General features: G+C 68.1%; 20 protein-coding genes. 14 read left to right on the forward strand and 6 right to left on the reverse strand.

From position 1 onward, the window contains the following. The first annotated feature begins 11 nt into the window (after window positions 1-11). Together ACAM52_RS19035 and ACAM52_RS19040 are read left to right on the forward strand one after the other, a co-directional pair. A complete protein-coding gene (locus tag ACAM52_RS19035; protein WP_369644295.1) occupies window positions 12-1,004 on the forward strand; it encodes a Bug family tripartite tricarboxylate transporter substrate binding protein in 993 nt (330 codons plus the stop codon). A gap of 20 nt (window positions 1,005-1,024) precedes the next feature. Further along, entirely contained in the window at window positions 1,025-1,471 is a 447-nt protein-coding gene (locus tag ACAM52_RS19040; RefSeq protein WP_369644296.1) for an acyl-CoA thioesterase, read from the forward strand. A 15-nt stretch (window positions 1,472-1,486) separates the two neighbouring features. Here ACAM52_RS19040 and ACAM52_RS19045 read toward each other — a convergent pair whose 3' ends face one another. Further along, entirely contained in the window at window positions 1,487-1,963 is a 477-nt protein-coding gene (locus ACAM52_RS19045) for a low molecular weight protein-tyrosine-phosphatase (protein ID WP_369644297.1), read from the reverse strand. A 200-nt stretch (window positions 1,964-2,163) separates the two neighbouring features. Here ACAM52_RS19045 and ACAM52_RS19050 point away from each other — a divergent pair, with 200 nt between their 5' ends. The 5 genes from ACAM52_RS19050 to ACAM52_RS19070 all read left to right on the forward strand — a co-directional run bounded on the left by ACAM52_RS19050 (window position 2,164) and on the right by ACAM52_RS19070 (window position 7,504). Then, window positions 2,164-2,442 (forward strand): hypothetical protein, encoded by a 279-nt coding sequence (locus ACAM52_RS19050; RefSeq protein WP_235926727.1) that lies wholly within the window; start codon window positions 2,164-2,166, stop codon window positions 2,440-2,442. A 289-nt stretch (window positions 2,443-2,731) separates the two neighbouring features. Then, window positions 2,732-2,947 (forward strand): hypothetical protein, encoded by a 216-nt coding sequence (locus ACAM52_RS19055; RefSeq protein ID WP_095946751.1) that lies wholly within the window; start codon window positions 2,732-2,734, stop codon window positions 2,945-2,947. A gap of 219 nt (window positions 2,948-3,166) precedes the next feature. Next, window positions 3,167-3,910, forward strand: a complete 744-nt coding sequence (locus tag ACAM52_RS19060) for a hypothetical protein (protein WP_369644298.1) — start codon at window positions 3,167-3,169, stop codon at window positions 3,908-3,910. Window positions 3,911-3,933: 23 nt separating this feature from the next. Further along, window positions 3,934-6,699, forward strand: a complete 2,766-nt coding sequence (mgtA, locus tag ACAM52_RS19065) for a magnesium-translocating P-type ATPase (RefSeq protein WP_369644299.1) — start codon at window positions 3,934-3,936, stop codon at window positions 6,697-6,699. An 88-nt stretch (window positions 6,700-6,787) separates the two neighbouring features. After that, window positions 6,788-7,504 (forward strand): MgtC/SapB family protein, encoded by a 717-nt coding sequence (locus tag ACAM52_RS19070; RefSeq protein WP_062480849.1) that lies wholly within the window; start codon window positions 6,788-6,790, stop codon window positions 7,502-7,504. Here the strand turns inward: ACAM52_RS19070 and ACAM52_RS19075 are convergent. The 4 genes from ACAM52_RS19075 to xdhC all read right to left on the reverse strand — a co-directional run bounded on the left by ACAM52_RS19075 (window position 7,501) and on the right by xdhC (window position 12,768). Continuing rightward, window positions 7,501-8,943 carry an NAD-dependent succinate-semialdehyde dehydrogenase gene (locus ACAM52_RS19075; RefSeq protein ID WP_095946746.1) on the reverse strand — a complete coding sequence of 481 codons (1,443 nt, stop codon included), beginning with the start codon at window positions 8,941-8,943 and terminating at the stop codon, window positions 7,501-7,503. The genes ACAM52_RS19070 and ACAM52_RS19075 overlap by 4 nt on opposite strands. 175 nt (window positions 8,944-9,118) lie before the next feature. Beyond that, window positions 9,119-10,465, reverse strand: a complete 1,347-nt coding sequence (locus tag ACAM52_RS19080; protein WP_369644300.1) for a glycerate kinase — start codon at window positions 10,463-10,465, stop codon at window positions 9,119-9,121. Between the two features lie 69 nt (window positions 10,466-10,534). Continuing rightward, window positions 10,535-11,746, reverse strand: coding sequence for a urate hydroxylase PuuD (locus tag ACAM52_RS19085; RefSeq protein WP_307694546.1), 1,212 nt, complete (start codon window positions 11,744-11,746; stop codon window positions 10,535-10,537). 215 nt (window positions 11,747-11,961) lie between these two features. Next, complete coding sequence (gene xdhC / locus ACAM52_RS19090) at window positions 11,962-12,768, reverse strand: xanthine dehydrogenase accessory protein XdhC (RefSeq protein WP_369644301.1); 807 nt, start codon at window positions 12,766-12,768, stop codon at window positions 11,962-11,964. Window positions 12,769-12,821: 53 nt separating this feature from the next. Here xdhC and ACAM52_RS19095 point away from each other — a divergent pair, with 53 nt between their 5' ends. Continuing rightward, a complete protein-coding gene (locus tag ACAM52_RS19095; protein ID WP_095744183.1) occupies window positions 12,822-13,325 on the forward strand; it encodes a hypothetical protein in 504 nt (167 codons plus the stop codon). Window positions 13,326-13,327: 2 nt separating this feature from the next. On the opposite strand, the gene uraH is transcribed toward ACAM52_RS19095, so the two are convergent. Beyond that, complete coding sequence (gene uraH / locus ACAM52_RS19100; RefSeq protein WP_369644302.1) at window positions 13,328-13,678, reverse strand: hydroxyisourate hydrolase; 351 nt, start codon at window positions 13,676-13,678, stop codon at window positions 13,328-13,330. A gap of 94 nt (window positions 13,679-13,772) precedes the next feature. Between uraH and ACAM52_RS19105 the strand changes: the two genes are divergently transcribed. From ACAM52_RS19105 to ACAM52_RS19130, 6 genes are all read left to right on the forward strand, one after another. Further along, entirely contained in the window at window positions 13,773-14,447 is a 675-nt protein-coding gene (locus ACAM52_RS19105; protein WP_056574067.1) for a GntR family transcriptional regulator, read from the forward strand. Between the two features lie 8 nt (window positions 14,448-14,455). Continuing rightward, complete coding sequence (puuE, locus tag ACAM52_RS19110; protein WP_062480836.1) at window positions 14,456-15,418, forward strand: allantoinase PuuE; 963 nt, start codon at window positions 14,456-14,458, stop codon at window positions 15,416-15,418. Next, window positions 15,415-17,202: a 2-oxo-4-hydroxy-4-carboxy-5-ureidoimidazoline decarboxylase gene (gene uraD, locus ACAM52_RS19115; protein WP_369644303.1), complete on the forward strand. Its 1,788-nt coding sequence runs from the start codon at window positions 15,415-15,417 to the stop codon at window positions 17,200-17,202. The genes puuE and uraD overlap by 4 nt, the downstream gene beginning before the upstream one ends. 23 nt (window positions 17,203-17,225) lie before the next feature. Further along, a complete protein-coding gene (locus tag ACAM52_RS19120; protein WP_369644304.1) occupies window positions 17,226-18,452 on the forward strand; it encodes an ArgE/DapE family deacylase in 1,227 nt (408 codons plus the stop codon). Window positions 18,453-18,637: 185 nt separating this feature from the next. Continuing rightward, window positions 18,638-20,332, forward strand: a complete 1,695-nt coding sequence (locus tag ACAM52_RS19125; protein WP_369644305.1) for an S-layer protein — start codon at window positions 18,638-18,640, stop codon at window positions 20,330-20,332. 221 nt (window positions 20,333-20,553) lie between these two features. Continuing rightward, window positions 20,554-22,047: an NCS1 family nucleobase:cation symporter-1 gene (locus ACAM52_RS19130; protein ID WP_139702714.1), complete on the forward strand. Its 1,494-nt coding sequence runs from the start codon at window positions 20,554-20,556 to the stop codon at window positions 22,045-22,047. Window positions 22,048-22,056 lie beyond the last annotated feature (9 nt).

The following is a 22,056-nucleotide window of genomic DNA, read 5'->3' on the forward strand; positions in this document are numbered from 1 at the left end:
GACAAAGAACCATGACCCCACGCCCCATTCCGACGACATCGCGCCGCGTGCTGCTGGCCCTCGCCCTGGCCGGCACCGCCTTGTGCGCGCCGGCCGTGCATGCCGACACCTGGCCCTCCAAGCCCATCAAGGTGATCGTCAACTTCCCGGCCGGCGGCGCGGCCGACCAGCTCGCGCGCGCCGTCTCGCAACCGCTGCAGGAAGCGCTGAAGCAGCCCGTGGTGATCGAGAACCGCGGCGGCGCCAACGGCAACGTCGGCGGCGAGGCCGTGGCGCGCGCGGCGGCCGACGGCTACACGCTGCTCATGAGCTCGGGCGGCATGGTGTCGGTGAACCCGCACCTGTATGCGCGCATGAGCTTCGACCCCGCCAAGGACCTGGTGCCCGTGGCCGCCGCCGCGCGCGTGCTGGTGTTTTTGGTCACACGGCCTTCGCTGCCGCCGACCGACGTGAAGTCGTTCATGGCCTACCTCAAGGCCAACCCCGGCAAGCTGTCGTACGGCTCGCCGGGCAACGGCAGCTCGCCGCACCTGGCGGGCGAGATGTTCAAGAGCCAGGCCGGCCTGTTCGCGCTGCACGTGCCCTACCGCGGCGCGGCGCCCGCCTTGCAGGACCTGCTGGCCGGCCAGATCGACTACGCCTTCGACCCCGGCATTGCCCTGAACCAGGTGCGCGCCGGCAAGCTCAAGCTGCTGGCCGTGGGCAGCCCGCACCGCTCGTCGCAGTTCCCCGACGTGCCCACACTCGACGAGGCCGGCCTGCGCGGCTTCGACGCCGACACGGTGTTCGGCTTCTACGCCCCGGCCGGCACGCCGCCCGAGGTGGTGGCGCAGCTCAACACGCAGGTCAACCGCGCGCTCGCGCTGCCGGCGGTGAAGGAGCGCATCGCGGCCATCGGCGGCGAGCCGGCACCGGGCACGCCGGCCGACTTCCAACGCCGTGCGGCGGCCGACTCGCAACGCTTCGGCGCACTCATCCGCGAGCGCGGCATCAAGGCCGACTGAGCAGCCGGGACAATCGACGGATGAGCAGCACCCCATCTCCCCACGACGCTTCCGGCAAGGAAGTCGTCTACACCGCGCGCGTCGAGTTCGGCGACTGCGACCCGGCCGGCATCGTCTGGTTTCCCAACTTCTTCCGCTGGATCGACGCGGCCTCGCGCCACTTCTTCGCCGAGTGCGGCGTGCCGCGCTGGGAAGACACCGCCCGCACGCTCGGCGTGATCGGCACGCCGCTGGTCGACACGCACACGCGCTTCGTCAAGGCGGCCAGCTACGGCGACACGCTGCAGATCGCGGTGCGCATCACCGAATGGCGCGACAAGAGCTTCGTGCAGACCTACCGCGTGACGCGCGGCGACGACCTGATCCTCGAATGCGAAGAGGTGCGGATCTTTGCGGCGAAGCGCGAAGGCGGCGGCATCCGCGCGGTGCCGATTCCGCCGACGATCCGCGCACTCTGCACGGGCTGAACAAGGCACGCAGGTTCAGGCCGCGTCGCGACGCAGCTGCGTGAGCAGGCCTTCCACGCCCAGGTCGATCAGGTCGAAGGCCTCGATGAAGGCCTGGTGGCCGCCGTACCACGGGTCGGGCACGTCGCCGCCGATGGCATCGGCAAACTCCGAGAGCAGGCGCACCTTGCGCGCCGCATCCGCGGGCGCACGCCTGCGCAGCGCGGCGCAGTGCTGCTGCGTCATGCCGATGAGCCAGTCGAAGCGTTCGAAGTCGGCCGCATGCACCTGGCGTGCGCGGTGCGCGGGCATCGCGATGCCGCGCCGCAGCGCCTCGGCCACCGAGCGCGGATCGGGCGGATTGCCGCGCTCCTCGTCAGAGATGGCGGCGCTGTCGACCTCCAGCGCGAAGCCTGCGCGCTGCGCCTTGTGGAGCAGCAATGCGTGCGCGGTCGGCGAGCGGCAGATGTTGCCGGTGCACACGAACAGGATGGCGGGGGTGCTTGCTTTCATGCGCGTCGACTATAGGCACAGAGGGCAGGCATTCGGCATAGGCCACCCTACCCCTGACATCCCCCGGTCGGGGGATGCCACGAGGGAGCGAGGGCGAATCGCACCCCTCTGTCCAATGGACAGCTCCCATATCTTCGGTATCGCCTGACACAACTCCTTGCGCTTCACTACGGCCCATGGTCAGTGCAAAGGAGGTCACGATGCCCCGACCCAGTCTTCACAGCGCGAGCATCACGCTGAAACTCCCCTTCGACATGAGCGCCGCGCAAGAGGTCGAGGCCCTGCGCGCCGCTGGCATTCCGGTGGACGACCTGGGCAATGCCATCTCGGGCTTCCTGTTCGTGCGCTTCAGCAACGGCTGGCGCAGCGACTCGAACATCTTCCGCTGGTTTCCGGCCCCTATCGAACGCAGCGCGAACGAGGCCCGGCTCCACGCCACGCAACCCCGACGCAGCCTGTTGCTTCATGCCAAGGGTTGACGCTGCCAATGATGCGGTGCAACAATCCGGAAATCATCATTTCGGAGCCCCGTGCGTGGACAGTGCCAGTTGGATCAGTGACAAGACGCGTGCCTCGGCAGGCGTGACACCCCCGGCCCTCTAGCGCAGGCAGCTCCCGCGCTGGCGGCCGCCGTGTCCGCAGCGCGAACCCCTTGCCCCTCGGGCAAGCGGCTCCCCCTACCGATTCCCGTTGTTCTTCGTCGCTGACTTTGTCAGTCAGCTTGCGTGCGTCCGTGCGCGAGGCCCTTCAGCGTGAAGGAGCCTTGTCATGCGCCAGTTTCAAATTCGTCCGCTGCATCCGCAGGTGCAACCGTCGCACGGTCGCCCGTCGGCGCACGCCGGTGCGCCTGTGCGCGTGAACCCGGCCCCGCACGTCGACGACGAGCAGGCCCTGGACCGCGCCGCCGCGCTGTGGACCACGCGCCGCATCCGCAGCTTCTTCCTGCTGCTCGACCCACCCGGCCACGGCACCACACGCCGCTGAAGCCCGCCCCTGCCACCCCCACAGAACAGGAGGCCCTCATGGACCCGGACCCTTGCTTGCGCCGCTGTGCGCCGCCTTCACTGCCCGATCGATCCCCCACTCACCTCGCAGCCTGCCGCGCTGCGGAGGAGCGCCGCCGGCTGACTGCTGAGTAATTAAGCAAGTCGTCACGGGCGTTTCCTTCCTTCGCGGCGCGCCGCACCCGAAGGAGAAACTCCCATGACCCGCGAACGCCTGCGGCGTGTCGTGCGGACGGCCACGGCCGCCCGTTCCAGCGCCCGCCCCTTTGCCCCCCGCCGCCCCGCGCCAAGCCGCGCCTGGCTCGCCACCCTCTGCGGCCTGGCCGCCACGCAGACCCACGCCGCCGGCGGCCACCATTCGGTGGACGACGCCGCCATCCTCGATCCGGGCCAGTGCCAGATCGAGACCTGGGGCGGCCAGCGCCTCGTGCACCTCGGCCCGGCCTGCCGTGTCGGCCCCATCGAGCTGGGCCTGAACCTCGAACGTGAGCGCGGCGCCAACGGCCGCACGCTGCGTGCCGGCCCGCAGATCAAGTGGGCCTTCGCGCTCACCGACACGCTGAGCACCGGCGTGCTCGCCTCGGCCACGTGGCAACGCAGCACAGGCGACCGCGCCTCGTTGCGCCTTACCGACAGCAGCGTGGTGATCCCCGTCACCTGGCAGTTCGACGACGCCTGGCGCGCCCACCTGAACCTGGGGCGCGACTTCCATCGCGCACAGCCGAGCACCAGCCACTCGGGCGCGGCGCTCGAATGGGCCGCCCTGCCCGCGCTCTCGCTCGTGGCCGAGCGCTTCCGCGAAGGCGGGCGCAACGCCTGGCGCGCCGGCCTGCGCTGGACGGCCACCCCGTCGGTCAACGTCGACCTCAGCCACGCACGCGACCTGCGCCACGACGGCCCGCGCGGCTGGACGCTGGGCCTCACCTGGGCGTTCGCTCGCTGAGCGCCCTCACACAGGAGAAAAACATGAAGAACGTCCTGAAGTCCTTTTTCGAAAGCTTCCTGCGCAGCCGCCACATGCGGCATCACTTCGAGCGCTGGCAGACGCTGCTGAGCGCCAAGCCCAGCAGCCTCGGCTCGGCCGCGATGCCGGCCGAGATCGCCAAGGCGCTGGCCGCCGCCTCGCACACCGACGCGGGCGAGGTGCTGGTGCGCATGAACAGCTCGTCGCAAGGCCTGACCGAGGTGCACGCGCTGGCGCTGCGCAAGCGGCTGGGCAGCAACGAGGTGCGCCACGAGCAGCCGCTGCCGTGGTGGAACCACCTGTGGCAGTGCTACCGCAACCCCTTCAACCTGCTGCTGACGGTGCTGGCGCTGGTCTCGTACGTCACCGAGGACACGAAGGCCACGGTGGTGATCGGCAGCATGGTGGTGCTGTCGACCGTGCTGCGCTTCCTGCAGGAGTCGCGCTCCAACAAGGCCGCCGACCGGCTCAAGGCGATGGTCAGCAACACCTCGACGGTGCTGCGCCCCACGCCCGGCGAGAAGGCCGGCCGCGCGGGTGACGACGGCTTCGACCTCGCGCACGCCGGCACGCAGCGCATCGAAGTGCCGATGCGCGACCTCGTGCCCGGCGACGTGATCGCGCTGTCGGCGGGCGACATGATCCCGGCCGACGCGCGCCTGCTCTCGGCGAAAGACCTGTTCATCAGCCAGTCGGCGCTCACCGGCGAATCGATGCCGGTGGAGAAGTTCGCCACCACCGCCGCCGACCACCAGGCCGGCGTGCTGGAGCGCGACAACCTGCTGTTCATGGGCACGAATGTGATCAGCGGCACTGCCACTGCCGTGATCGTGCACACCGGCGAGCGCACCTTCTTCGGCGCGCTGGCCCAGCGCGTGAGCGCCACCGACCGCGGCACCACCGCCTTCCAGGCCGGCATCAACCGCGTGAGCTGGCTGCTGATCCGCTTCATGCTGGTGATGGCGCCACTGGTGCTGGTGATCAACGGCGTGACCAAGGGCGACTGGTGGGAGGCGGCGCTGTTCGCGCTGTCGATCGCGGTCGGTCTCACGCCCGAGATGCTGCCGATGATCGTGACCGCCACGCTGGCCAAGGGCGCGGTCGTGATGTCGCGCCAGAAGGTGATCGTGAAGCGCCTCGAAGCCATTCACAACTTCGGCGCGATGGACGTGCTGTGCACCGACAAGACCGGCACGCTCACGCAGGATCGCATCGTGCTCGAACGCCACACCAACGCCTGGGGCGAAGACTCCGACCACGTGCTGCAGCAGGCCTACCTCAATAGCTTTCACCAGACGGGGCTGAAGAACCTGCTCGACAAGGCCGTGCTCAGCCACGCCGAGGTGCAGCTCGACACGCAGCTGCAGACCGGCTGGCGCAAGGTCGACGAAGTGCCCTTCGACTTCTCGCGCCGCCGCATGTCGGTGGTGGTGGCGCACGGCGAGGACGAGCACCTGCTGATCTGCAAGGGCGCGCTCGAAGAGATCCTGTCGGTGTGCAGCTCGGTCGAACGCGGTGCCGAAGTGCTCGCACTCGACGCCGACGTGATGGCGCGCATCCACCGCGTGGCCTCGGAACTCAATGCCCAAGGCCTGCGCGTGGTGGCCGTCGCCAGCCGCACGCTGCATGCCGACGCGCGCAAGCCGGCCTACAGCGTGGCCGACGAAGCCGGGCTCACGCTGTTGGGCTACGTGGCCTTTCTCGATCCGCCGAAGGAATCGACCGCGCCCGCGCTGCAGGCGCTGGCCGCGCACGGCGTGGCGGTGAAGGTGCTGACCGGCGACAACGAGCTGGTCACGCGCAAGGTCTGCGGCGACGTCGGCATCGACGCCGGGCGCATGGTGCTGGGCCACGAGGTCGAGCGCATGAACGAGGCCGAGCTGCGGCAGGTGGTGGAGATGCGCCAGGTGTTCGCCAAGCTCACGCCCGCGCACAAGGAGCGCATCGTGCAGGCGCTGCATGCCAACGGCCACGTGGTCGGCTTCATGGGCGACGGCATCAACGACGCGCCCGCGCTGCGCGCCGCCGACATCGGCATCTCGGTGGACGGCGCGGTGGACGTGGCCAAGGAATCGGCCGACATCATCCTGCTCGAGAAGAGCCTGATGGTGCTGGAACAAGGTGTGGTCGAAGGCCGCCGCACCTTCGCCAACATGCTCAAGTACATCAAGATCACGGCCAGCTCGAACTTCGGCAACGTGTTCTCGGTGCTGGTGGCCAGTGCCTTCCTGCCCTTCCTGCCGATGCTGCCGCTGCACCTCCTGGTGCAGAACCTGCTGTACGACGTGTCGCAGATCGCGATCCCGTTCGACAACGTGGACGAAGAGTTCTTGAAGACGCCGCAGCGCTGGAACCCGGCCGACCTGGGCCGCTTCATGGTGTTCTTCGGGCCGCTGAGCTCGGTGTTCGACATCCTGACCTACACCGTGATGTGGTTCGTGTTCGCGGCCAATTCGGTGGAGCACCAGACGCTGTTCCAGTCGGGCTGGTTCATCGAGGGCCTGCTGTCGCAGACGCTGATCGTGCACCTGATCCGCACCCGCAAGATTCCGTTCCTGCAAAGCCGCGCGGCCTGGCCGCTGCTGGCCATGGGCGCGGCCATTGCTGCGGTCGGCATCTGGCTGCCGATGGGACCGCTGGCGCACTACTTCAAGCTGCAGGCGCTGCCGCTCGCGTACTTCCCGTGGCTGGTGCTGATGCTCGTCGGCTACGCGACGCTGACGCAGGCCGTGAAGGGCTGGTACGCGCGCAAGTACGGCTGGCAGTAAGACAAGAACCACCCGGCGGACGCAGGGTCGCGGCTGTCACACAAGGCCGCTACCCTGCTTCGCACACAGAGGATCAGGAGGATCACGCATGGAAGCCATTCGCCACATCAACCTGCCTTCGCTGCTGGACACCCTGGTCAGCGTGGGCGCGGCCTTTCTGCTGGGCTCGCTGATCGGCTTCGAGCGCCAGGTGCGCCAGCGCACCGCGGGGCTGCGCACCAACACGCTGGTGGCCGTGGGCGCGGCCGTGTTCGTCGACATGGCGGCCCGCCTGGGCGGCCCCGACGGCGCGGTGCGCGTGGTCGCCTACGTGGTCTCGGGCATCGGCTTTCTCGGTGCTGGCGCGATCATGAAGGAAGGCGCCAACATCACCGGCCTGAACACGGCCGCCACGCTGTGGGGATCGGCCGCGGTAGGTGCCTGCGCGGGCGCCGACCTGCTGGGCGAGGCGCTGATCGCCGCGCTCTTCGTGCTGGCGAGCAACACGCTGCTGCGGCCGGTGGTGAACCGCATCAACCGCCGCCCGGTGCACGAGGAATCGAGCGAGGCGACGTACACGGTGCGCGTGATCTGCTCACGCGCGGCACGGCCCGAGGTGATGGACCAGCTGCTGGTGCAGCTGGAAGCCGCGAACTACCCGGTGCGCGACATCGACCAGCACGCCTTCGGGCAGGCCGACACGGAGATTGCGGCGACGCTGTACGCCACCGCGGTCGAGCCCGAAGAGCTCGACCAGGTGATCGCGGAACTGGAAACGCTGGAAGGCGTCCAGCAGGCGTTCTGGAACGCCTCCGCCGAGGATTAAACGCCCAGGATCGAAACGGCCTTGGTGTTCAGATAGGCCTCGATCGCCTCGGGGCCACCTTCCGAACCGTAGCCCGAATCCTTCACGCCGCCGAACGGCATTTCCGGCGAGGGCGTGGCGGGCTGGTTGATCCACAGCATGCCCAGCTCGAGCTTCTGGCTCAGCAGGTGCGCGCTCTTGATCGACTTGGTGAAGGCGTAGCCAGCCAGGCCGAACGGCAGGCGGTTGGCTTCGGTGATGGCTTCTTCGAGCGTGTCGAAGCCGCGGATGGCGGCGATGGGGCCGAAGGGTTCGTTGTTGAACACGTCGGCGTCCAGCGGCACGTCGGTGATGACGGTGGGCGCGAAGAAGTTGCCGGTGTCGCCGACGCGTTCGCCGCCGGTCGCGACCGTGGCGCCCTTCTTGCGCGCGTCTTCCAGCACATGGGCCATGGCCGTGAGGCGGCGGGCGTTGGCCAGCGGGCCGAGGTTGGTGCCTTCGACCAGGCCGTCGCCGAGCTTGAGGCCTTCGGCGTGCTTGACCAGCAGGCTCGCGAACTCATGGCGCAGGCTGTTGTGCACCAGGAAGCGGGTCGGCGAGATGCAGACCTGGCCGGCGTTGCGGAACTTGGCGGCACCGGCGGCCTTGACGGCCAGCGCCACGTCGGCGTCTTCGGCCACGATCACCGGGGCGTGGCCGCCCAGTTCCATCGTGACGCGCTTCATGTGCGAACCGGCCAGCGCGGCCAGTTGCTTGCCCACCGGGGTGGAGCCGGTGAAGGTGACCTTGCGGATGATCGGATGCGCGATGAGGTAGCTCGAGATCTCGCCCGGGTTGCCGAACACCAGGCCCACCACGCCGCCCGGAATGCCGGCGTCGACAAAGGCCTTGAGCAGCGCGGCCGGCGAGGCCGGGGTCTCTTCGGGCGCCTTCACCAGGAAGGAGCAGCCGGTGGCCAGCGCGGCGCCGAGCTTGCGCACGATCTGGTTGACGGGGAAGTTCCACGGCGTGAAGGCCGCGACGGGGCCGACCGGCTCCTTGATGACCAGCTGCTGCGCGGCCAGGTTGCGCGAGGGCACGATGCGGCCGTACACGCGGCGGCCTTCGTCGGCGAACCATTCGATGATGTCGGCGGCGGCCATCATTTCGACCTTGGCTTCGCCCAGCGGCTTGCCTTGCTCCTGCGTCAGCAGCTTGGCGATGTCCAGGGCGCGTTCGCGGATCAGGCCGGCGGCGCGGCGCATCACGGCGGCGCGCTCGTTGGCGGGCGTGTCGCGCCAGGCTTCGAAGCCGCGCTGGGCGGCGGCCAGGGCGCGGTCGAGGTCGACGATGCTGGCGTGCGCCACCTTGCCGATGGCCTTGCCGGTGGCGGGGTTCAGCACGTCGAGCGTCTTGCCGTCGGCGGCGTCGACCCATTGGCCGTCGATCAGCAGGCGGGTGTCGGTGTAGGTGGCGGTCATGGCGAACTCTTTCCTTCGAGGACTGGATGGTGAAAACGAAACGGGAAATCGGGCGCGCGGCGCGGCACCCCGTGGGGGTGCGCATGCGACAACGGCGGCCAAGCGCCGCCGGGGCCGTAGATTAACCTGAGTTCACAAAGCTTGCCGGCGGCCCCCGCCAGGGGCCGGGGCACGCCTACAGCACGAGGATCGCGCGGAAGTCGTTGACGTTGGTGTTCGTCGGACCGGTCACGAACAGGTCGCCGATGGCATCGAAATAGCCGTAGGCGTCGTTGCGGTCGAGGTGGTCGGACAGCTTTTTTCCCTGCGCCGTGGCGCGCGCCAGGGTGTCGGGCGTGACGAAGGCGCCGGCGTTGTCTTCCACGCCGTCGATGCCGTCGGTGTCGGCCGCCAGCGCCCACACCTGCGGCTGGCCCATGAGCGCGCCCGCCAGGCCCAGGCAGAACTCGCCGGCCCGCCCGCCACGGCCCTTGGCCTGGCCGGGCTGGCGCGGGCGGATGGTGACGGTGGTTTCACCACCCGACAGGATGACGCAGGGCCGGGCGAAGGGCTCGCCGCGCAGGGCCACGGCGCGGGCGAGCGCCGCATGCACCTTGCCCACTTCGCGCGATTCGCCTTCCATTTCGTCGCTCAGCACGTGCACGCCGATGCCGGCGGCGCGCGCGGCCGCGGCGGCGGCTTCGAGCGACTGCTGCGGCGTGGCGATGAGGTGCGTGCTGTGGCCGGCGAACACGGCGTCGTCGGGCTTGGGGGTTTCAAGCGCGCCGCTTTCGAGCTGCGCACGCACGGGCGCCGGCACCTCGATACCGTAGCGATCGAGGATGGCCAGCGCGTCGGCGCAGGTGGTGGCGTCGGGCACGGTGGGGCCGCTGGCGATCACGGCCGGGTCGTCGCCGGGCACGTCGCTGATGGTGAGCGTGACCACGCGCGCCGGCGCGCAGGCCGCCGCGAGCCGACCGCCCTTGATGCGCGACAGGTGCTTGCGCACGCAGTTCATCTCGCCGATGTGGGCGCCGCTGTCGAGCAGCTGCTTGTTGATGCGCTGCTTGTCGGCCAGCGTGAGGCCTTCGGCCGGCAGCACCAGCAGCGACGAGCCGCCGCCGGAGATGAGGCACAGCACGAGGTCGTCGGCCGTGAGGCCTTGCGTGAGCGCCAGGATGCGCTCGGCCGCCTGCTGGCCGGCCGCGTCGGGCACGGGGTGCGCGGCCTCGACGATCTCGATGCGCTGCGGCACGCCTTCGGGGCGCGGCGGAATGTGGTCATAGCGCGTGACGACCAGGCCCGACAGCGGGGCGTCGGCCGGCCACAGCGCCTCGAGCGCCTGCACCATCGAGCCGCCGGCCTTGCCGGCGCCCAGCACCACGGTGCGGCCCTTGGGCGGCTGGGGCAGGTGCGCGCCCAGCGTGGACAGCGGCAGCGCGCGGTCCACCGCCACGCGGTACAGGTGTTCGAGGAAGGCGCGCGGGGCTTCGCGCGGATCGGGCGTAGCGGCGATGGCAGAGGGCGAGGTCGATGCGGTCATGGCTTGCGTGTTGTCTCCATTCGGCGATTGTGCGACGACCGGTGGCCCGCCCTCGCAGGCCACGGTCTTCTAGTTCGTCTTGGCGCCGGCCTGGAACCAGCGGCTGATCAACGCCCGCTCTTCGTCGGTGATGTTGGTCGCGTTGTTCATCGGCATGATCTTGGTCACCACGACCTGCTGGTAGATCGCCTGCGCATGCGCCGTCACCTGGTCGGGCGTGTCGACGCGCACGTTCTTCATCTGCACGGCCGCGCCGTGGCACATGAAGCAGCGCTGCTCCAGCACCTTCTGCACGTCCTGGTAGGCCACGGCGGGCGCGGCCTGGGCAGCGGTGGCCGCCACGGGCGCAGCGGGCTCGGGCTTCATCCACACGATGGTGAGGCCCAGCACCGCGATGCCGACCATGGCGTAGGGCAGCGGGTTGCCCGCGTTGCCCAGCTTGAAGCGGTGGCGCACCACGAAGAACTGCCGGATGGCCGCGCCGCCGAGCATGATCAGCAGCAGCACGATCCAGTTGTACTTGTGCGTGTAGGTGAAGCTGTAGTGGTTGCTCAGCATCGCGAACAGCACCGGCAGCGTGAAGTAGGTGTTGTGCACGCTGCGCTGCTTGCCGCGCTGGCCGTGCACCGGGTCGACCGGCCGGCCTTCGCGCAGCGCCTTCACGTTCTTGCGCTGGCCCGGGATGATCCAGAAGAACACGTTGCCGCTCATGGTGGTGGCCATCATGGCGCCCACCAGCAGGAAGGCCGCGCGGCCCGCGAACCACTGGCAGGCCAGCCAGGTCGCGAAGGCGATGAAGACCGCGATCAGCACGCCGACGATGGTGTCGCCGTTCTTGCGGCGCCCGAAGATCTGGCAGATGCCGTCGTAGACCATCCAGAACACGACGAAGAAGGCCAGCGCCACGGCAATGGCGGCGCCGGGCTGCCAGTCCATCTTGCTCTTGTCGATGAGGTACGTGCTCGCGTTCCACAGGTACGACATCGTGAAGAGCGCAAAGCCCGTGAGCCAGGTCGAGTAGCTCTCCCAGTACGACCAGTGCAGATGGTCGGGCAGCTTCTTGGGCGCCAGCGCGTACTTCTGGCTGTTGTAGAAGCCGCCGCCGTGCACGGCCCATTGCTCGCCGCCCACGCCCTTGTCGAGCGATTCCTGGTCCTGCGGCTTCTCGAGGCTGTTGTCCAGCATCACGAAGTAGAAGGAGGCGCCGATCCAGGCGATGGCGGTGATGACGTGGACCCAGCGCAGCAGCAGGTTGGCCCAGTCGAGGTAATAGCTTTCCATGTGCTCTCTCTCAACCCTGTTGGCGCGTGGGGGCGCCAAGGAGGGGTTTCAGCCTGCTCACCACCGCGGGCGCTGTAAGCAGAGAAAGTGCCGCGAACGCAGGTCCGTTGAAATGGACCTCGCTCCGCTGCGGCTTGTTGTGGACCGAAAGTGTATACAGTTTTGGCACGAGGCGGGATGCTATTTGCGGCGTCTCCGCCAAGGGAAAACCCTGTTCAGCCCAGCGATTGCAACAACTGTGCCGCCACGGCGACCGCGATCACCTCGGGTTCCTTGCCCGTGATGCCGGGCACGCCGATCGGGCAGGTGACGCGCGCCAGCTCGTCGGCCGTGAAGCCGCGTGCCTCCAGCCGGTGGCGGAAGGTGGCCCACTTGGTCTTGCTGCCGATGAGGCCGATGTAGGGCAGGTCGTTGCGCGCGCGCAGGCGCTTCAGGCAGGCGATGACGATGTCCAGGTCTTCGGCATGGCTGAAGCTCATGATCAGCACGCGGCTGCCGGGCGCGAGCGCGGCCACCGCGTCCTGCACGGGCTCGGAGTGCTCGGTGTCGATCTGCGCGGGCAGTGCGTCGGGGAACACGCCGTCGCGGCTGTCGATCCAGCGCACCGAGAACGGCAGCACGGCCAGCAGACGCGCCAGCGCGGCGCCCACATGGCCGCCGCCGAACAGCGCGACGGGCTCGAGTTGCGCGACCAATTCCTTTTGCAGCGCGGGCGCGTCGGCCGCGCCGATGCGCCGGTAGGTCAGGAACATCACGCCGCCGCAGCACTGGCCCAGGCTCGGGCCCAGCGGGTAGCGCTGCACGCCGTCGAGGCTGCGGGTGCCGGCCAGGATCTCGCGCGCTTCCTGCGTGGCCTGGAACTCGAGCTGTCCGCCGCCGATGGTGGCCGTGAGGCCGTCTGCCCAGACAGCCATCCAGGTACCGGCCTCGCGCGGGGCCGAGCCCTGCGTCGATTCAACGCGCACCAGAACCGCGTCTTCATCTCGAAGACGCGCCAGCAATTGATCGACCGCACCGTTCATGACCGATACCTTCGGTTGCCGAGGCTGCAACAACTCACGGTATAACCCCGGCGATGATGACGAACCGCCAGCTTACGCCGCGCCGCCTCGCCTGGGCCGCCACTGTTCTTTCCGCCTTGTGGCTCGCCGGCTGCGGCTCGACGGGCTCGGTGCCCGGCCAGTTGAGCGGCGCCAGCAGCGCACAGGGCAGCGGCCCCGCGCCGCGCGCCTCCAGCGCGGCCACCGCGCGCGAGTACCGCCGCGACGCCGCACGCCACATCTACAACGCCAACCCCTCGCGCATCTACAAGGGCCAGATGCCGCCGCTGCTGTACGCGGTCGGCACGCTGCAGGTGAACCTGGACGCCGGCGGCAAGGTGATCTCGATGCACTGGCTGCGCGCGCCCAAGCATGCGCCCGAGGTGATCGCCGAGATCGAGCGCGCCGTGCTGCAGGCCGCGCCCTTCCCGCCCGCCCAGCGCCTGGGCGCAGTCACGTGGACCGACACCTGGCTGTGGGACAAGAGCGGGCGCTTCCAGCTCGACACCCTGACCGAAGGGCAGCAACAAGGCGACTGACCTCAGGAGCCGCGGTACGTGGAGTAGCTCCACGGGCTGACCAGAAGCGGCACGTGGTAGTGCTGGTCGGTGTGCGCCACGCCGAAGTCCAGCGCCACCTTGTTCAGGAAGTTCGGCTCCGGCAGCTTGACGCCGCGGGCCTTGAAGTAACCCGCCACGTCGAACACCAGGCGGTAGGTGCCGACCTTGATCGAGTTGTTGTCGTAGAGCGGACCGTCGCTGCGGCCGTCCGAATTCAGCGTGAAGCGCTTCACCAGCGTCGCGGCGTCGCCGTCGGTGGTGTACAGCGCCACCTCCATGCCGGCCGCGGGGCCGCCGTGCATCGTGTCCAGTACGTGAGTGCTCAAGCCCATGAGGCCTCCTTCAAAGGGTGTCGGATCGGTGAGATCAGAGTGCGGGAAATTCCGGTGGACAAAAGTGTATACAGTTACCGGCTTTGGGTCTATCATGAAAAACATGGAGTCCTCCACCACCCGTTCGATCGTCGATGCCCTCACGAAGGCCATCGTCGAGCACCGCCTTCAGCCCGGCACCAAGCTCGCCGAGCAGAAGCTGGCCGATCACTTCGGCGTGTCGCGCACCTTGGTGCGCCAGGCGCTGTTCCAGCTCTCGCAGAACAAGCTGATCCGGCTCGAGCCGGCGCGCGGCGCCTTCGTGGCCGCGCCCGCCGTCGACGAGGCCAAGCAGGTGTTCGCCGTGCGCCGCATGCTCGAGGCCGAAATGACCCGCGCCTTCGTGCGCAGCGTCACGCCCGCCAAGATCAAGGCGCTCAAGGAGCACGTGGCGCTCGAGAAATCGGCCGTCGGCGGCGAAGACGTGTCGGGCCGCACCGAACTGCTGGGCGACTTCCACGTGCGCATGGCCGAGCTCATGGGCAACCAGGTGCTGGCGCAAATATTGGGCGAGCTGATCTCGCGCTGCGCCCTCATCACGCTCATGTACCAGAGCACCAGCGCCGCCGAGCACTCCAACGACGAGCATGCCGACATCGTGAAGGCGCTGGCCGCCCGCGACGAGGAACTCGCCGTGCGCCTCATGACCGAGCACCTGGAACACGTCGAGGCCAACCTCACCTTCGACCGCAAGGTCCCGACCAACGACATCTCCCTCGCGCTGTCCTGATCCACACCATGACCGTCTACGACACCACCCTGCCCTACCCGCGCGACCTGATCGGCTACGGCCGCAACCCGCCCCATGCCCGCTGGCCCGGCGGCGCGCGCGTGGCGGTGCAGTTCGTCCTCAATTACGAAGAAGGCGGCGAGAACGCCACGCTGCACGGCGACGCGGGCTCGGAGCAGTTCCTTTCCGAGATGTTCAACCCGGCGAGCTTCCCCGACCGGCACATCAGCATGGAAGGCATCTACGAGTACGGCTCGCGCGCCGGCGTGTGGCGCATCCTGCGCGAGTTCGAAAAGCGCGGCCTGCCGCTCACCGTCTTCGGCGTGGGCATGGCGCTGCAGCGCTACCCCGAGCTCACCGCCGCCTTCAAGGAACTCGGCCACGAGATCGCCTGCCACGGCTGGCGCTGGATTCATTACCAGAACCTCGACGAAGCCACCGAGCGCGAGCACATGCGCCTGGGCATGGAAGCCATCGAAAAGCTCACCGGCGAGCGCGCGCTCGGCTGGTACACCGGCCGCGACAGCCCGCGCACGCGCCGCCTCGTGGCCGACTACGGCGGCTTCGAGTACGACAGCGACTACTACGGCGACGACCTGCCCTTCTGGATGAAGGTGCAGAAGACCGACGGCAGCGTCGTGCCCCAGCTCATCGTGCCCTACACGCTCGACTGCAACGACATGCGCTTTGCGCTGCCGCAGGGCTACTCGCACGCCGACCCGTTCTTCCAGTACATGAAGGACACCTTCGACGCGCTGTACGCCGAAGGCGACCCGAACGGCGACGACAGCCCCAAGATGATGAGCATCGGCATGCACTGCCGTCTGCTCGGCCGCCCCGGCCGCATCACGGCGCTGCAGCGCTTTCTCGATCACATCGCCACGCACGACAAGGTCTGGGTCTGCCGCCGCGTCGACATCGCACGCCACTGGAAGCAGGCACATCCTTTCGAAGCCGGAGCCGCATCATGAGCACCCCTCTCCTCACCCTTGCCCAACTCAACGCCGCAGGGCCGGCCGCCGCCGTCGCCATGCTCGACGGCGTGTACGAACACTCGCCCTGGATCGCGCAGCGCGCGCTGGTGCAGCGCCCCTTCCGCTCGCTCGCGCATCTGAAGCATGCGCTGGTGCAGGCGTTGGCCGCGTCGTCGGCCGACGAGCAGATCGGCCTGATCCGCGCCCACCCCGAGCTCGCCGGCAAGGCCATGGTCAGCAAGACGCTCACCGCCGAGTCGACCAACGAGCAGAACAAGGCCGGCCTGACCGACTGCACGCCCGAAGAGTTCGCGCAGATCCAGAAGCTCAACGCCGACTACAACGCCAAGTTCGGCTTCCCGTTCATCCTGGCCGTGCGCGGCCCGCGCGGCACGGGTCTCGCCAAGCGCGAGATCATCGAGACCTTCGCGCGCCGGCTGCACAACCACCCGAGCTTCGAACTCGGCGAGGCGCTGCGCAACATCCACCGCATCGCCGAGATCCGCCTGAACGACAAGTTCGGCGCCGACATCACGCTCGGCAACGACGTGTGGGACTGGCAGGAACAGCTGTCGGTGCACACCGACCCCGGCTATGCCGAGAAGGGCCAGCTCACCGTCACTTACCTGACCGACGCGCACCGCGCCTGCGCCGCGAACATCTCGGGCTGGATGCGCGACTGCGGCTTCGACTCCGTGCACATCGATGCCGTGGGCAACGTGGTCGGCCGCTACGAAGGCGCCACGCCCGACGCCAAGACCCTGCTCACCGGCTCGCACTACGACACCGTGCGCAACGGCGGCAAGTACGACGGCCGCCTGGGCATCTTCGTGCCCATGGCCTGCGTGCGCGAACTCAAGCGCCAGAACCGCCGCCTGCCCTTCGCCTTCGAGGTCGTCGGCTTTGCCGAAGAAGAAGGCCAGCGCTACAAGGCCACCTTCCTCGGCTCGGGTGCGCTCATCGGCCACTTCGATCAGCGCTGGCTCGACCAGAAAGATGCCGACGGCATCACCATGCGCGAGGCCATGCAGCATGCCGGCCTGAAGGAAGAAGACATTCCGAAGATCCAGCGCGACCCCGCGCGCTACCTCGGCTTCGTCGAGGTGCACATCGAGCAGGGCCCCGTGCTCACCGAGCTCGACCTGCCGCTGGGCATCGTCACCTCCATCAACGGCAGCGTGCGCTACGTGGGCGAAGTCATCGGCATGGCCAGCCACGCCGGCACCACGCCCATGGACCGCCGCCGCGACGCCGCCGCCGCCGTGGCCGAACTCATCCTCTACACCGAGCAGCGCGCCGCGAAAGACGGCGACTCGGTCGGCACCGTGGGCATGCTCGAAGTGCCGAGTGGTTCGATCAACGTCGTGCCTGGCCGCTGCAAGTTCAGCCTCGACCTGCGCGCGCCCAACAACGCGCAGCGCGACGCGCTGGCCAACGACGTGGTCGCCGCACTGAAGGACATCTGCGAACGCCGCGGCGTGCGCTACGAGCTCGAGGAAACCATGCGCGCCGCCGCCGCGCCGAGCGAACCCGCCTGGCAGCAGCGCTGGGAACAGGCCGTCGATGCGCTGGGCATTCCGCTTTTCCGCATGCCCAGCGGCGCCGGCCACGACGCCATGAAGCTGCACGAGGTGATGCCGCAGGCCATGCTCTTCGTGCGCGGCATCAACTCGGGCATCAGCCACAACCCGCTCGAGTCGAGCACCAACGACGACATTCAATTGGCCGTGCAAGCATTCCAGTTGCTGCTGGACAACCTCGCCGCCGAACAAGCCCACTGACCGACCCCACAAGAACAACCACCATGACCGACTACGCCAAACTCGACGCCTGGATCGACGCCCACTTCGACGAGGAAGTGCAATTCCTGCAGCAACTGGTGCAGGTGCCCACCGACACCCCGCCCGGCAACAACGCACCGCACGCCGAGCGCACCGCCGAGCTGCTGAAGGACTTCGGCCTCGACGCCGAGAAGCACGCCGTGCCCGCGCAGGACGTGAAGGACTACGGCCTCGAATCGATCACCAACCTGATCGTGCGCCGCACCTACGGCAACGGTGGTCGCACCGTGGCGCTCAACGCCCATGGCGACGTGGTGCCGCCCGGCGAAGGCTGGACGCACGACCCGTACGGCGGCGAGATCGTCGATGGCAGCCTGTACGGCCGCGCCGCCGCCGTCAGCAAGAGCGACTTCGCCAGCTTCACCTTCGCGCTGCGCGCCCTCGAGGCCGTGGCCAAGCCCACCCAGGGCAGCATCGAGCTGCACTTCACCTACGACGAAGAGTTCGGCGGCATCCTCGGCCCGGGCTGGCTGCTCGAGAAGGGTCTGACCAAGCCCGACCTCATGATCGCGGCCGGCTTCAGCTACGAAGTGGTCACCGCCCACAACGGCTGCCTGCAGATGGAAGTGACCGTGCACGGCAAGATGGCCCACGCCGCCGTGCCCACCACCGGCATCGACGCACTGCAGGGCGCCACCAAGATCCTGAACGCGCTGTACGCGCAGAACACGCTCTACCAGAAGGTCACGTCGAAGGTCGAGGGCATCACGCACCCGTACCTGAACGTGGGCCGCATCGAGGGCGGCACCAACACCAACGTCGTGCCCGGCAAGGTCGTGTTCAAGCTCGACCGCCGCATGATCCCCGAAGAGAACCCGGTCGAGGTCGAAGCCAACATCCGCCAGGTGATCGCCGATGCCGCCGCCGAAAGCGCGGGCATCACGGTCGAGATCAAGCGCATGCTGCTCGCCAACTCCATGAAGCCGCTGGCCGGCAACAAGCCGCTGGTCGACGCGATCCAGAAGCACGGCGGCGAGCTGTTCGGCGAGCCGATCAAGGCCATGGGCACGCCGCTGTACACCGACGTGCGCCTGTACGTCGAAGCCGGCATTCCCGGCGTGATCTACGGCGCCGGCCCGCGCACCGTGCTCGAGTCGCACGCCAAGCGCAGCGACGAGCGCGTGGTGCTCGAAGACCTGCGCCGCGCGACCAAGGTGGTGGCGCGCACGCTGAGCGACCTGCTGGCCTGAACGCCCTGAACTGCGACTGAAAGCGCATGCCTTCGGGCGTGAACTTTCATCGCAGTTTCATCGAAGCGTCACGACAGGATTTCAGACTCCGGGGTTCTCCGGCGGATGCGCTTTCACGCCATCCGCCTCGTTGAAATCCCGATGCGACGGCCAGCCATGCGCTGGCCGCTGCTGCTTGTGTCGCCATGAAAATCCTGCCTCCCGCACCCCGCCTTCGCACCACGCTTTTCTCTTCGCTCGCGCTCGGCGCGGCCCTGCTGACCGCCTGCGGCGGCGGCTCCGGCGGTGGTGCGCCGTTCGCCGGCCTGCCCATTGCACCGCCGCCCCCCGCACCGGCGCCCTCTCCCGCCGCGCCACCACCGGCCGCACCCGCCGGCCGCTGGACCGTGGGCGACCTGCATGTCCACACCATCCAGTCGGAGGACACGCAGCAGATTTCCACGCTCGACCAGGTGCTCGCCAAGGCCTTCGACACCTTCGGCCTCGACTGGGTCGCGCTGTCGGACCACCTGCGCATGTCTTCCTATGACAACGACGGCCGCAAGCTGGACCCAGCGATTCCGTTCTCGCGAGGCATGGCCCTCTACCAGGTGCCGCGCATCAAGGCACTGCAGGCCGGCGGCAAGTACACCGACAAGACGATCTTCGCGTCCTTCGAGTGGGACATGGCCACGCACGACCACGGCAACGTCGGCATCCTGACCGACAGCCCGATGTCGGACGCGGCACTCAAGGCTGTGAGCCAGTTCGAATACCTGTTCACCAACCGCGACCCCGCGCTGTTCCCGGCCGCCGATGTCGCGGCATGGAACGCCAAGGATGCGCGCGCCTTCACCACGCACGAAGACGTGCTCAAGGCCATCGCCTGGCTAAAGAAGAACTACCCCGACAGCAGCTACCTGCAGATCAACCACCCCTCGCGCAACCCCGGCAAGTACACAGCCGCCCAGCTGCGCGAGATGAACGATGCCGCGCCCGACATCGTGTTCTCGCTCGAAGGCATGGTCGGCAACCAGATGGAGCCTGACCGCGGCGGCTACAACAGCGCCTACACGCCAGCCAACCTGCCCTCGCGCACCTACGGCGGCGTCGACTACCTCGTCGCCAAACTCGGCGGCACCTGGGACGCCCTGCTGTCCGAAGGACGCCGCATCTGGAACACGGCCGATTCCGACTACCACTTCACGACCTCCAAGGGCCTGTACAGCAGCGGCTACGCGCCCGGCGAGTACGCCAGGAACCACCTCTGGGGCGACATCAAGGACCCGAAGTCGCTGCTCACCGCGATGCGTTCGGGCAAGCTCTTCGCGGTCAACGGTGGCCTGATCGACGCGCTCGACTTCAAGGTGCAAAGCGCCAAGGGTGCCGGCGAGATGGGCACCGAAGTGAGCGCCAAACCCGGCGAAGACCTGAAGATCACCATCCGCTTCAAGAGCCCCGAGCGCAACAACTTCGAGTACCAGCTCGGCAGCGGCGTGTACGCCAACGTGAAGCCGGTGGTCGACCACATCGACCTCATCGCAGGCGACGTGACCGGCCGCGAACTCCCGGGCACGCCCGGCTATGCACGCGACACCAACCCGACGACCCGCGTGGTCAAGCGCTTCACCCGCGCCGACTGGACGCTCGACGCCGAAGGCTATTTCGCGGTGAGCTACACCGTGAAGGCCGGCAACAACCAGTACTTCCGCCTGCGCGGCACCAACCTGGGCACCGACGTGCCGAACGAAACCGCGGGCGGCGAGCCGCTGTTCGATGCACGCACGCCCACGCCGGCCGGCGACGACCCGGTCACGCGCTTCAATGCGATCAATGCGCGCAACTACAACGACCTGTGGTTCTATTCGAATCCGGTGTTCGTGAAGGTGGCGGCGCAGTAGGCGGCCCCCCCTCGCCCCGGCCTCCAAGGCGCCATGTCCCTCGCGGGGCATGGCGCTTTTTCTTTGCCCCGGCCCGCCCCGCATCAGGGAATCTACGGATATATGATTCCCCGCATGGTCTTGATTGGGTTCAATTTTTGTATACAAATAACGCACCCATAAAGACGGCGCGAAATTTGCGTCAAAAAGTCCCTCATCCCAACCAAGTACGAGGAAAGACCATGAGCACAGTCGCCAGCCATGCCCCCGCCGGGGCCAGCGAAGCCGGCATCGCGCCGCACGCGGAATCGAATGCCCTCATCAAGCCGGGCTACGACCCGCGCCTGACCAACGAGGACCTCGCCCCGCTCAAGAAGCAGACCTGGGGGCAATACAACATCTTTGCGTTCTGGATGTCCGACGTGCACAGCGTGGGCGGCTACATCACGGCCGGCAGCCTGTTCGCGCTGGGCCTGTCGAGCTGGCAGGTGCTGGTGGCGCTGCTGGTGGGCATCGTCATCGTGCAGGTCTTCTGCAACCTGGTGGCCAAGCCCAGCCAGGTGACCGGCGTGCCCTACCCCGTGGTGTGCCGCGCCTCGTTCGGCGTGCTGGGCGCCAACATCCCGGCCATCATCCGCGGGCTGATCGCGGTGGCCTGGTACGGCGTGCAGACCTACCTGGCGTCGGCGGCCTTCATGGTGCTGGCGCTGCACATGGCACCCGGCCTGGCACCGTACGCCGATGTCGCGCAGTACGGCTTCGTCGGCCTCTCGGCCCTGGGCTGGGTGGCGTTCATGGTCATGTGGGTGCTGCAGGCCTTCGTGTTCTGGCACGGCATGGAAGCGATTCGCAAGTTCATCGACTGGGCCGGCCCGGCGGTGTACGTGGTGATGGCGGTGCTGTGCGGCTGGCTGGTGTGGAAGGCCGGCTGGAGCAACATCGACCTGAACCTGGGCGGCATCAAGTTCCAGGGCTGGGACGCGCTGCCGGTGATGCTCTCGGCCATCGCGCTGGTGGTGAGCTACTTCAGCGGCCCGATGCTCAACTTCGGCGACTTCTCGCGCTACGGCAAGAGCTTCGACGCGGTGAAGAAGGGCAACTTCTGGGGCCTGCCGGTCAACTTCGTGTTTTTCTCGCTGCTCACGGTGATCACCACGGCGGCCACGCTGCCCGTTTTTGGTGAACTGATCACCGACCCGGTGCACACCGTGGGCAAGATCGACAGCACCACGGCCGTGGTGCTGGGCGCGCTGACCTTCATGATCGCCACCATCGGCATCAACATCGTGGCCAACTTCGTGTCGCCGGCCTTCGACTTCTCGAACGTGGCGCCGCAGCACATCAGCTGGCGCACGGGCGGCATGATCGCCGCGGTGGGCTCGGTGTTTCTCACGCCCTGGAACCTTTACAACAGCCCCGAGGTCATCCACTACACGCTGGACGTGCTGGGCTCGTTCATCGGCCCGCTGTTCGGCATCCTGATTGCCGATTACTACATCGTGCGCAAGCAGCAGATCGACGTCGACGCGCTCTACACCATGAGCAAGCAGGGCAAGTACTGGTACAGCGGCGGCTACAACCCGAAGGCGATCCAGGCGCTGGTGCCCTCGGCCCTCGTGCCCATCCTGTGCGTGATGGTGCCGACGCTGCGCGGCGCCGCCAACTATGCGTGGTTCATCGGCATGGGCCTGGGCTTCGTGCTCTACGTGCTCTTGAACCGCAACAACAAGACTTGAGAAACTGAC

The organism is Variovorax sp. V118 (assembly GCF_041154445.1).
Lineage (GTDB): Bacteria > Pseudomonadota > Gammaproteobacteria > Burkholderiales > Burkholderiaceae_C > Variovorax > Variovorax boronicumulans.

Coding starts and splice junctions, on each gene's coding strand:
- ACAM52_RS19035 (WP_369644295.1), top strand. CDS start 12: ATGACCCCACGCCCCATTCCGACGACATCGCGCCGCGTGCTGCTGGCC.
- ACAM52_RS19040 (WP_369644296.1), top strand. CDS start 1,025: ATGAGCAGCACCCCATCTCCCCACGACGCTTCCGGCAAGGAAGTCGTC.
- ACAM52_RS19045 (WP_369644297.1), bottom strand. CDS start 1,963: ATGAAAGCAAGCACCCCCGCCATCCTGTTCGTGTGCACCGGCAACATC.
- ACAM52_RS19050 (WP_235926727.1), top strand. CDS start 2,164: ATGCCCCGACCCAGTCTTCACAGCGCGAGCATCACGCTGAAACTCCCC.
- ACAM52_RS19055 (WP_095946751.1), top strand. CDS start 2,732: ATGCGCCAGTTTCAAATTCGTCCGCTGCATCCGCAGGTGCAACCGTCG.
- ACAM52_RS19060 (WP_369644298.1), top strand. CDS start 3,167: ATGACCCGCGAACGCCTGCGGCGTGTCGTGCGGACGGCCACGGCCGCC.
- mgtA (WP_369644299.1), top strand. CDS start 3,934: ATGAAGAACGTCCTGAAGTCCTTTTTCGAAAGCTTCCTGCGCAGCCGC.
- ACAM52_RS19070 (WP_062480849.1), top strand. CDS start 6,788: ATGGAAGCCATTCGCCACATCAACCTGCCTTCGCTGCTGGACACCCTG.
- ACAM52_RS19075 (WP_095946746.1), bottom strand. CDS start 8,943: ATGACCGCCACCTACACCGACACCCGCCTGCTGATCGACGGCCAATGG.
- ACAM52_RS19080 (WP_369644300.1), bottom strand. CDS start 10,465: ATGACCGCATCGACCTCGCCCTCTGCCATCGCCGCTACGCCCGATCCG.
- ACAM52_RS19085 (WP_307694546.1), bottom strand. CDS start 11,746: ATGGAAAGCTATTACCTCGACTGGGCCAACCTGCTGCTGCGCTGGGTC.
- xdhC (WP_369644301.1), bottom strand. CDS start 12,768: ATGAACGGTGCGGTCGATCAATTGCTGGCGCGTCTTCGAGATGAAGAC.
- ACAM52_RS19095 (WP_095744183.1), top strand. CDS start 12,822: ATGATGACGAACCGCCAGCTTACGCCGCGCCGCCTCGCCTGGGCCGCC.
- uraH (WP_369644302.1), bottom strand. CDS start 13,678: ATGGGCTTGAGCACTCACGTACTGGACACGATGCACGGCGGCCCCGCG.
- ACAM52_RS19105 (WP_056574067.1), top strand. CDS start 13,773: ATGAAAAACATGGAGTCCTCCACCACCCGTTCGATCGTCGATGCCCTC.
- puuE (WP_062480836.1), top strand. CDS start 14,456: ATGACCGTCTACGACACCACCCTGCCCTACCCGCGCGACCTGATCGGC.
- uraD (WP_369644303.1), top strand. CDS start 15,415: ATGAGCACCCCTCTCCTCACCCTTGCCCAACTCAACGCCGCAGGGCCG.
- ACAM52_RS19120 (WP_369644304.1), top strand. CDS start 17,226: ATGACCGACTACGCCAAACTCGACGCCTGGATCGACGCCCACTTCGAC.
- ACAM52_RS19125 (WP_369644305.1), top strand. CDS start 18,638: ATGAAAATCCTGCCTCCCGCACCCCGCCTTCGCACCACGCTTTTCTCT.
- ACAM52_RS19130 (WP_139702714.1), top strand. CDS start 20,554: ATGAGCACAGTCGCCAGCCATGCCCCCGCCGGGGCCAGCGAAGCCGGC.